Here is a 10,531-nt window from a genome sequence, read left to right as displayed (position 1 = left end):
CGTGCGCAGCCATTGGGAAGTGGAGAACCGGTTGCACTGGTGCCTGGATGTTCAGTTTGGCGATGACTACGCACGCGCTCGCACCGGCCACGTTGCCCATAACCTCGCGTTGGTGCGCCATATCGCGTTGAACCTGATCCGGTTGAACACCTCGGTCAAAACCAGCATCAAGACCAAGCGATTGCTGGCTGCGACCTCGGATGAGTTTCGGGCTGCCTTGCTGGGGTTGGCGGTTGAGCCAGAGACCGACGGCGATGAGGAGGAGGATTGATGTCGGATGGGTAGCTGCGGGAGCCCTGGGGGGTGACTACGTTTTTTCCTGCGGCAAGTAGCATCAGGATTTCGTCGTCCGTGTGGTAGCGGCCCTCGTCGTGGGCCGTATACACAATGCAGTCGCAATCAATTCTCAAGAGTGCATCCACGTCGCATGTGAGTGTGATTCCCATAGGGGCAATACCCACGAGATCACCGGCATCAACGCCGCATTTGCTTTCGCTGTAAGCGCGTACTCCAACCAACTCGAAAGCAGGGGAATGAGAAATTTCCCAAATGCATAGGCTGCCCATGCGTCCTGGTCCCCAGACCATGATCCTATAGGGGGCGCTCATGGTTTATGTCTCTCCAATAGCTCTTGTTTAGTTTAGCGGTTGCCGTGTACAGCTGGGAAACCATAACATCAGAAGTGCGGAGTAGGGGGCAGCTAGGAGACATCCACGGCGCTTTCAATTTGACAGGTGGTCAAATGAGACCGCTGCGAGGCGTGCGTTTAGCACGGCCGAGAACGGTGAGGTATGAATGAGCAGATCCGATTAGGCATTTTCAGGTCTTCATTTTTTCTCTGATTTCGGAAAAAATCGAGCGGGTTTCGAGCTTGTCGGTTGGAATGAAATTTGCACTGCTACGCGCGGCCTCCTAGGAGCGACTGCTTGACCAGACGAGAGGCAATGGCCCGTCCCGTGATCGTGCCTATGAAATCTGTGGGGCTCTTTCCTCCTGATGCGGGGACAGGTCGCTCAAGTTACTCGCCTGCCCAGCGAGCTGCGTCCCCTGACTCTGAAACCGTAACTGCCAGCTGGCTGATTGTGCATGCCGGCCCGATCATGCGCTCCGACTGCTAGGTAGAGAGGTATGACTACAAAAGGACTTCCCCCACCCGCTCGGTGGGCTTGCCACCGGGCATCGAAGTGCCAAGATTGAATTGATGAAAGTCAATCTGAATGGCGAGGAGGGAAGTCAAAATGGATACTACGACGGTTGGTGTGGATCTGGCAAAGAACGTTTTCGTCGCTTGTGTGGCGGACTGCGCCGGGCGGATCGTGTCGCGGCACGAGTTCAGTCGGGTGGGGTTTCTCGCCTGGCTTGGCACCCTGCCAGCGGGCACGGTGATCGGCATGGAAGCCTGTGGCAGTGCCCACCACTGGGGCCGGACCGCGCAGCGTCTGGGCCTGGAGGCGCGCCTGATGGCCGCCGAGTTTGTCCGCCCCTACCGCAAGCGCCAGTCGGTGAAGAACGACCGGGCGGATGCCGAGGCAATCCTCGTTGCCCTTCTGTCGCCCGGCATGCGCTTCATCCCGGTCAAAACCGAAGCTCAGCAACAGCGCCTGGCCTGGCGCAGCCTGCGCGTTGGTTGGGTGGAGGAACGCACCGCCCTTCTTAACCGCATTCGTGGGTTGCTCGCCGATCCCGGCCCCAAGCATTTGCGTGCGCTGCTGGCAGGACGGGAATTCGACATCACCTTGTCCCCGGCCCTGCGTGGATTGATCCAGAGCGTGCGCGACCAACTCGACGGCCTGGACACCCGGATCGGCGAATGCGACCGGCAGATCACTGCACAGCAAGCAACCGATTCGCTGGCGAAGCGGGCGCGGGATCTGCCCGGCGTGGGGCTTATCACCGCCGACGCGGTGACCGCCAGCGTGGGTGACGCATCCATGTTCAGGAACGGACGCCAGTTTGCTGCGTGGCTCGGTCTCACGCCCAGTCAGTCGGGCAGCGGGGGCAAGACGAAGCTGGGTCGGATCACGCGGCGAGGGGACGACTACTTGCGCACTCTGCTTGTGCAAGGTGCGCGTAGCGTCTTGGCGGCGACGCTTCGAAAGCAGCGGCGGGAATCTCCTGAAAAGCTGACGCGTCTGCAGCGGTGGATCGTCGTGCTCAACGGGAGGATCGGCTACCACAAGACCTTGGTCGCCATCGCCAACAAGCACGCCCGGCAACTGTGGGCGGTGCTGGCCAAGGGCCAGTCCTACAATCCACAGGCCTGGCAACGGGGCTGAGCACAACGGAGCAATGGCAACTGCACATCAGCGATAGACGAACAGGTCAGACCGACCAGCAGAGAGCCTGGCTAACCTGATGGCGAATCAAAAAGAGAAACAGCTGATCCCCGTTTCCCTGATGCCGCCGACGAATGATTGAGGCCTGCTGGTGCGGTTAGTCGCATGGCCCCGGGCGAGACCCGATCAAGGCCGATTAGAGAGAGGCAGTCTGTCTGTCCGATCTGTTGCGTGTGTGCAGGCGTCAGGAAACAAAAGCAGGTAGGCAGAAAAGGAAAAGCAGGTAGGCAGAAAAGGAAAACCGGCCTGGCGGCCGGTCATTGGAAAATGGTGCTTGACGGGGAAGTCCTTAGAGAGGGCCTAGCTTGCCCACATCGTGAGTATAGCTGAGGGTGCTATGCCGAGAGGTTCGTGTGCGGGTGTGCCCACCGACTCTTGTTATAGAGCAGAGGCCAAGTGATCTGTTTAGAGACGTCTCCGTGTTGGGGCGTGCGCTGCACAGAAATTTCGTCAGTAGGTCAATGGTATTTGCTGGTTGGTGATACTCGCTCCGAGGGGGCGACTTCGTTAAACCTGCGTGAATGTACAGGAGTTGCCGTATTTTCGGTGTTGCTTAGGCTCAAAAAGCTGATGTGCCGGTATCGTCTCCAGTGGCCTCGAAAATCGTCGTGCCTAGAATAATTTCTCGCAACGTCGGCTGATATTGTTGAGTCAGGATCTTTTGATGATGACAGCCATGAAGTTGACTTCCTATTCACAGAATTTATCTTTAATCAAGCATAACGGACAGGGTCGAGCGGATCGCGAATGTACGTTTTGCGCTGGACGTCACTAAGCATGGATTTCAGCTTTAAGGGGCTCGGAATCGAGGGCCTGGATTGCTCCTTAGCGGAAGGTGTGCTTGCTACCGTTGCTGGCCCGCGAAACGCATCTGGCTTTATCCCTGTGTTGAAAGGGGTCGGCGTCAGTCTCCGAAAGCTATCTGATTCAACTGAGATCGATGGGTTGGTCTCGTTACGGGAGCGGGTCGATCGAGTCCGAATGCTACTGGCCGAGTCGGAAGCTCTTGGCCCTAGCATCAGGGCCATGCCAGATATTGATACGGTGAGTCCTCCTTATAAACTCGCGATTAAGATCGTGGGGCATGCCGCTATGCAGCGCAGTGATGCGCATAATCAAAATTTATTGATTGTTCTGGGTGCTATTTTTCTCTGGCATCTTCTGGCGTCGAAGCCCTTGCCAAAGGTCCGGGCAGAACAACTATTGGCAGTGTTGGCGGGGTCAAGCTATCGGAGTCGAAATCGCCACCATTGGTGTGAACTCGCTAATGCTCTAAGTTCAAATGCGGATCGTATCGTTTCGGCCGTTACAAGTATTTCATACGAGCCCGCGAAAGATCTCGGGTGCTGGATAGCAAGTATTATGCGGGACGTCAAATCATGCAAGGTTCCGCAGCAAGCAGAAAGCCCCCGCCTGAAAGCTGAAGCTTCTTCGCCAGAATGCGGTGGTCCGAAGGCCCTATTGTCCGAAAGTCAACAGAGACAATTCTTTGATAGCGAAGAGGCTATCGATGGTAGTCTCGTCCGGTGGTCATACCAGAGAGCAATTAATGCGTCTCTCAGTGGAGTCGCGGGGCTCTGTGATTGGGCCATGTTAAGTCCGAGTGAATTGAAAAGAGTAGTAAGGCGGATAGCCGATGTCGTCAAATTCGGGTCAGAGCCCAGCCGACGTTTAGGTCTCGTAGCTCTGGTGTCGCTTGCAACGGGGTTGCCCGCAAGAATGGCATTACGCCTGCCATTTTTCGATAACGGTGATGTGTGGATCGATGTTGAGTCTGGCGAGTGTGTTTGGGATATTCAAGCCATTGTGACTCGAGAGCGATTGGCGCCTTCAATTCTGGCTGGTGGCCGGAGACCAGATACTCAGGTGCGATGCGCTTTGCCGAAATTGGCGGCAGATTCACTTGCTGTCATGTTGCAAGGTGATGCCCCAACGCTGAGAGAGCGTCTCTTTGGTAATAGATCCATCGAATTGGTGGCTTCTCAATATGGCGATGTGCTGAGGGGCGGGTCCGAGGGCGATGCGCGTCGGCCTTATGCCGCCCGATGGGCGTATTCGTTGGGGGCTGCAATTGTTGAGGTTACAGGGGATTCAGTGGCTGCAGCATATTGTTCCTTGGACTTTCGCTTTCTCGCCGGTGCTGAGCCGTATTACCTATGTTTGCGGCAAGACCGTCTTTACGATGCGCTCAACGCTACTTACAGTTGGCTCGGCTTTGATGGATTGGCTGGAGCACGACGTGATGGGTACGTAGGATCTCCGCTGGCGCCTCGTCCGGATGTGTACCGGCGTGCGGCAGAGGGCTTGGCGGACTCAGTCAGGGAGATTGATCCGCATACCTGGCGGCGCAAACCAATCGAGAGCGCTGTCCATGACTTCAACCGGCGGGCACTGGCGATAGCAGCGCTTTATACACTGCTAGTCGGTGAGCGAGGCACCGCTATTGAAAGGCGCACCGTCGGTGCAATGTTTGGACACGCTGAGATAGCGATTGTCTCAGACAAGCAGACTGATGGATCCAGTGCTAGGCCAATACCGCTAACCAAAGTTGTTCAGAGCCTTCTAAAGGCACTCCGGTCTGATGTCGCGTATCTCGCTAAGCTGCTCTCCCGGGCAGGGATCGGAGGTGCTCTTCGACTGCATCATATCGCCAATTTTAAAAAAAGGAATGCGCCGATATTTATTGTGGCGAGTTTGAAGAATGGAAAAGCCATCCTGAGTCCCATGAAGTCGGGAGAGATTGAAAGTACGCTGAATGCTTATGGGGTCGCAAAAAATGGAGGGCGCCATTATTTGATATCAGTTCTGGCTGATAAAAAATACCCAATTTATCTCCGTAGGGCCCTTTCGGGGCACGGCGCTCGAGCTGGGGCTGCCTATCATTCGGCGAGTGGTATTTCGCCCATATTCGTTCTTTCCGAGTTGCGTCGTGCTCTTGAGGAAGAGTTGAATTTTTGTTGCATTGGTGATTCTTGGAGTGAGGTGGATTCGGCGTTTCAGGTTCAATGCTCAAACATAATTCTTAGTGCAGCTTCGCTGAGATATCGGGTATGCCCTTCAGTTCAGGCTTATGTGAATAATGATCGGCGGGGCTTGGGGAGGAGCTCGATATTTTTCTCTCTCTCCTCCGCTGCAGCTTACTCTCAAGCTTGTCGATTGAGATTGAGTTTCTTGTCTAATGGCGATGGTCTTGGTTCAGCTCCGGGGCTGATTGTTGCGCTTGTGCTTTTGGAAGGGCTGAGCAACTTGGAGCAACTGAAGGCGATTTGGACTGAACTAGTAAAGCGGCGGTTGGTGAATGTGGGCGCCTCGCCCTGGTGTGAAATAGTGATGTCAAACGGCCGGAGGCGAGTGTTTTCTCCTCTGAAGCCAACGCTGCTTGCTCTGACTGCACTTTGCTCGGAGGGTGAGGTCAGAGCGTCTTTTGAAGGGGCGGTAGCGGATGCCCTAAAATGGGTGCGCGCATCCTTCCCGAATATAATGTGGCCTGCCAGCAACGTACGTGCTTTGGAGGTTCTTTTTGATTTAGGGCGCAATTTGGCTCATTTTGAATTGCCTCCTTGGTTGACTGTGGCCGAAACTCCAGCGCTGCCTTCGGCAAGCGTAGCCTTGTCTGCTCTTGTACGGCGTGATACTGAGTGTCCGCTTGGCAGTGAGGAAAAAAAACTTGGTGCGGAAGGCGGTCGGTGCACCAAAAGCGTGCGCTGGGCCCTCGGCACAATAGTAAGTCTCCTCAATGACATAGCGAATCCGGTGCGCCGTTACGGCGAAGATCGAGCACGTAAGGTCAAGCTCAAGCATCGCCTGAGGCTAATGGGTAAAGAGGTCGCTGTGAAACTACCTATGGTCGATGCGGTAATTGAGTACCTTGTTGAAGAGACTGGTGAGCGACCCTCCCATGGTGAGCCAGTTGTTGTTGGTACGATGGCCGCCTATATGCAGTCATTGGCTAGCGCGCTAGATAAGCGGGCCGTCGACCATCCCTTGGAACTTACAGACGCGGAGTGGGAAGAGTTGTACGGTGAGTTAAAGCTTGGCGCAGAGAGGCGTGGCCTTGAGTTTGATCCGTCACCGTTGCGCCGCTTTGCCAGATATTGGAAGTTGCAAGGTGGTTGTGTTCCTGATTCCATATTTCCAAAGGGGGGAGGGGGTAGAGAGGTTACGCGATGTGCGGAGTACAGTGCCGCCAGTCGTATTGTTTGGGATCATGAGTGGGAGGCTGTGACAGCGGCGGTATTGGGTGACCTTAACATGGGGTCTGTTCGATATGATATGGCTGATTGTTACCTGCGGCTAATTCGGGAGGGGCCGCTTAGGGCTAGAGAGGCGCACTACATACGTCTCATCGATTTTGATCGGGATGAGGGAAAGGTTATCGTTACATCCTCTGGGTTTGGGCATCTAAAGGGGGCAGGTCGATCCAGAGGTTATATCAGCTTGAGTTCCGAAACGTCGTCGCGGCTTTCAAGTTTGAAGCGGCGCCTTAAAGCCGCTGAGCCGTCGCGGCAGTACTTTTTTTTCTCCAAGAAACCTACCGAGCCTGAGTTTGTTATTTTGATTGGCGCTGTGTCGCGAGCTATGCGTGAAGTGACTGGAGACGATATTCGACGACACGCACTTCGAGGGTTCTCGGAGTGCGACTTGTTGCTGGAGGGCGTCGATAAATTTGTCAAAGGTCATGTAGAAGGTCGTGATGACAAATTTAATATCAAGGCACTGGGGAATAGCGGGGAAGATGCCTGGCGGTCTGTAGTTATGGTTGCAGCTGCTGCTAGACACCATCCACTTACAGCGATCTCGACTTACCTTGTTATATGGCCATTGGTGTCTCGGTATTTTCGAGAGAGATTGCTTGACGGATTCTGGCCAGGGCCTGGATTTGCCAAGTGGGGACATATTTCTCCGGGCTTGATGCGTGTTCACAAACACCGTTTGGAGCGAGAAGGATTGGGCGCATTGACTGCGTGGAGGCGCATGGCTGGCAACGTTGATACAAAGCCACTCTCGTTACGGACATTTGAACTTTCCAGCCGAATAGAAAGGGGGTGCTTGAATCGTGACAATGCTGGAATCCGGGAAGGCCGCGAATCAGTCGAGGTGTTGGCAAAAATAATTTGGTATGGTGGATTGGTCCGAATGGGGGTGGGAGCAGATACGGCTCGCGATCTGAGTCAGTGCGACACTCCTTCGGGAGCTGTCACGGTAGGTCTCGATCCGGTATCCCAGCCTGGTGAGGGGAGGAGGGTAATGATCAGCGAAGGAACTGCACTGGCGTTAGCTGTTGCTGCAGTAGGTGATGCAGGCGTCCTGCGGGGCGCGAAGTCGGCGATGGAGGTTGTAGAGTTTGAGGGGACATCTTCCTCTGAAGAAATCGTTCATGCGCTGCGATGTTTGGTTAGGGTAATACCAGAGGGCTGGATAGTGGCGCTGCTGCCTGAATATGGTGGGCTGCCGATTGGAGCAGAACCTCAGTTGCGAGGGTATGCAAAAGATATTCTAATTAAGTCTTCGAGCAGGAAAAAGGGCAAGAGATACAAATTCATGGTCTCGCCAAGAAAAGGGGCTGGTAGCCCTAGAGTTCAAGGAGGTGCCACGGCTGCATTGGAGGCGCTGTTGCAGATGGCTATTGCTTTAAGTGATATTGATGGAACGTGTTATGAATAGCTATTTTCAGGAGATGGATATACAGTGGGTGAGTGATTTGCCTATAGGTTCCCTGAGGTCAGTAGTTACAGGTATGGTTCCGCCTGGAGATTGGGTCAGTTTAAAACGCTTTGCAGCATTGCTCTTTGCGGGCGAGAGGCAGCTCTTGTTGCTTGGTAGTCCTGTTGTTAAAAGCCGCCCTGAGGTATATATAAGCCGTGATTTGAGCCGTCTAGCCTTGGGGGATGTAAGGGGGGGGCAAGGGCAGCTTGAACTTGAGGGCATTGCAGTTGTGGAATCGGCTGATAGGGCGGACCACGCATCCGGAGAGGAAGAAGTGCCTCATTCGATCGAGAGTGTTGGCCGTGGGCTCGACCACAATGGTGCCTTTGAGGTGGCGAAGCAGTTGTTGGCTCACAATGATCGTGATGGTGTCGTTTCGGCTGAGGCATATCTTGATGCGTTGGCTCAAAGCCCTAATCGCGAGCTCACTGCGAATGCATTAAGCTTGGCCGGGCGTGGTGCTCCTGTGCATGGAGTGGGGGGCTCGTTTGAGCCAAAATCGTATGGGATCTTTCCCGGAGTTCTTGAGTCAAATACATCTCATCGATTGAGGCTGTCGGACTATGGGAGTCTGGAGGCCAATAAAGTCGTTGCCTCATTCACCCGATTGCATCAGGCAGGGCAATGCACGGAAGATGGGGTTGGGTATTTAATGCGAACTCGAAAGCGGGTGCCGGTTGTGTTTGTTGGGTCGCCGGATGAGACTATATTTAGGATGGCTGTTGGGGCACGAATTGATCTTGATGTAATCGTTACGGTGACTCTTTCTACGTATGATCTGGAGATAGATGGGTTCACGCTGGTGCGTTTGACGGATAAGAGTAAAACCCTGGGGGAGTTGGAGAAAATTATTGTGCAGCAGAGTTTTTCGTTCGAACGGAAAACGTGAGTTCGAGTTATGTAAAGCCTGGGGCGGTAAAACGTTAAACTAGTGGGCCTGTGCTGGGCTAGACATTCAGCCTTTCGTGCAGCATCAGATGCCTCGGGGGCGTCAATAAACAAGGGTGTTGTCGGCTTGCTTTTCGTTCTGGCGCATGATTTTCTCCTCTGAAGGTAATCAAAAAATTGCAGCCATGCATTGAATTATATCCAATGCTGTTGAGTCTGAAGTCGGGTTGAGCAGATGCTTGCCGATTTGCTGAGCCCTTGCTATCGAGTCGGCCCTGCAATATTCAGCTTTATGCCTCCAGCCGCCTGGCTGGAGTCTAAGTCCCCTTATTGTTGCCCACCGCCCCAAGCATTCCGGCGAGCACGCAGAGCGCAAGAAGCGCCTTCAGCCCCTGCAGATTACGGGCAGTCATGAGCACTCTGCCCGGTAAGATGTAATCAGTCATCTTGATAGCGACTGTGAATTGCCCCGGGTTTCCTAGACAGTCGCCCCTGAATAATCAGCCCGCCCCTTTCCCGGCGCGGGCTGATGGCTCCTGAGGCCTTGCCGAATCCTCCAGTTTCCAGTGCAATCACATTCACTTTCTGGAAGATTTGGAGCGCAGGTTTTCAATGACAACCCCGGATTTTCTCTGCGCCCGGCTCTTTATTCGCTAGGATCGCAAAGGGCGTGTGCTCGAAGGCCTGGACCTGTTTGGTCCGACCTTGAAGGTGGCGGGCGCAGGCACCAGCGCAGCAGGTCGCCCGCGCCTGCCGATTCGGTTGATGGTCGGGCTGCTGTATCTGAAACACGCGTTCGGCGAGAGCGACGAGAGCGTCGTTCAACGATGGGCGGAGAATCCGTATTGGCAGTTCTTTTGCGGCGGTGAGTATTTCGAGACCCGATTGCCCTGCGACCCGAGTGGCCTGACGCGTTTCCGTCACGCGCTGGGGGATGCGGGGGTGGAAGAACTTCTGGCCAAGACCGTCGAAACCGCGGTGTCGCTGAAGGCCATCGCCTCGCAGGACCTGGAGCGGGTCATCGTCGATTCCACGATGCAGGAGAAGGCTATCGCCTTTCCCACCGACAGCCGGCTGCTCGACGTGTGGCCCGGCGCAAGTTGGTGCTGATCGCCAAACGGTCTGGTGTGGTGCAGCGCCAGACCTTCGAGAAGGAAGGCCGCAGCCTCAAGCGGCGGGCCGGTGGCTACGCCCACGCCAAACAGTACCGGCGGATGAGAAAGGTGCTCAAGCGCCAGCGGACGATCCTGGGCCGGGTCATGCGTGACCTGGAACGGCGCCTGCCGATGCTCACCGACGGCACCCCCCGCGTCAGAATAGTTGTCGCCTCTCTATGATGTTGAACCTGGGGGCGACAAGGATGAGAGATGGCTCGGTACGGAGAAGCATTCAGGAACAGAGCGGTGGCGCGGTTGTTGCCGCCGGAGAGCGCCCAAGTGGGCGTGGTATCACAAGAGATTGGGGTTTCGGTGCAGACATTGGAACGATGGCGTGAGGATGCGCAGTCCAGGCCCGCCCGAGGGCGGGCCTGGACTGCGCGCGCTCGACTCGAAGCGGTGATCACTACGGCGGCGATGGACGAGGCCGGCAAGAGCGCCTGG

General features: G+C 55.2%; 6 protein-coding genes and 1 pseudogene. 6 read left to right on the top strand and 1 reads right to left on the bottom strand.

Translation table 11 applies throughout. The features are described 5' to 3' along the window. A partial coding sequence (locus tag HHL15_RS25560) for a transposase (RefSeq protein WP_169145893.1) occupies positions 1 to 271 on the top strand: 271 nt, incomplete at its 5' end. Here HHL15_RS25560 and HHL15_RS27080 read toward each other — a convergent pair. Then, the gene (locus HHL15_RS27080) at positions 168 to 587 is read right to left on the bottom strand and encodes a hypothetical protein (protein WP_408065744.1); all 420 of its coding nucleotides are present in this window, start codon (positions 585 to 587) and stop codon (positions 168 to 170) included. The genes HHL15_RS25560 and HHL15_RS27080 overlap by 104 nt on opposite strands. A gap of 651 nt (positions 588 to 1,238) precedes the next feature. On the opposite strand from HHL15_RS27080, the gene HHL15_RS25550 reads away from it, so the two are divergent. The 5 genes and pseudogenes from HHL15_RS25550 to HHL15_RS25525 all read left to right on the top strand — a co-directional run. Further along, positions 1,239 to 2,276, top strand: a complete 1,038-nt coding sequence (locus tag HHL15_RS25550) for an IS110 family RNA-guided transposase (protein WP_169148606.1) — start codon at positions 1,239 to 1,241, stop codon at positions 2,274 to 2,276. A gap of 1,086 nt (positions 2,277 to 3,362) precedes the next feature. Beyond that, complete coding sequence (locus HHL15_RS25545) at positions 3,363 to 8,000, top strand: hypothetical protein (protein ID WP_169148605.1); 4,638 nt, start codon at positions 3,363 to 3,365, stop codon at positions 7,998 to 8,000. After that, on the top strand, positions 7,981 to 8,931 hold the full coding sequence (locus HHL15_RS25540) for a hypothetical protein (RefSeq protein WP_169148604.1): 951 nt from the start codon (positions 7,981 to 7,983) through the stop codon (positions 8,929 to 8,931). Before HHL15_RS25545 ends, HHL15_RS25540 begins: the two co-directional genes overlap by 20 nt. Before the next feature lie 719 nt (positions 8,932 to 9,650). Continuing rightward, positions 9,651 to 10,213, top strand: a pseudogene (locus tag HHL15_RS25535) (transposase); the annotation flags it as partial. Between the two features lie 84 nt (positions 10,214 to 10,297). Beyond that, the coding region (locus HHL15_RS25525; RefSeq protein WP_169148601.1) for a transposase at positions 10,298 to 10,531 on the top strand (234 nt) is incomplete at its 3' end.

Origin of the sequence: Zoogloea dura, assembly GCF_012927165.1 — a bacterium.
Classification (GTDB): Bacteria; Pseudomonadota; Gammaproteobacteria; order Burkholderiales; family Rhodocyclaceae; genus Zoogloea; species Zoogloea dura.
This window is presented reverse-complemented; position numbering and strand designations above follow the sequence as displayed.

Excerpts from the sequence above, each read along its gene's own strand:
- HHL15_RS27080 (WP_408065744.1), bottom strand. The coding sequence starts at position 587 with ATGGTCTGGGGACCAGGACGCATGGGCAGCCTATGCATTTGGGAAATT.
- HHL15_RS25550 (WP_169148606.1), top strand. The coding sequence starts at position 1,239 with ATGGATACTACGACGGTTGGTGTGGATCTGGCAAAGAACGTTTTCGTC.
- HHL15_RS25545 (WP_169148605.1), top strand. The coding sequence starts at position 3,363 with ATGCCAGATATTGATACGGTGAGTCCTCCTTATAAACTCGCGATTAAG.
- HHL15_RS25540 (WP_169148604.1), top strand. The coding sequence starts at position 7,981 with ATGGAACGTGTTATGAATAGCTATTTTCAGGAGATGGATATACAGTGG.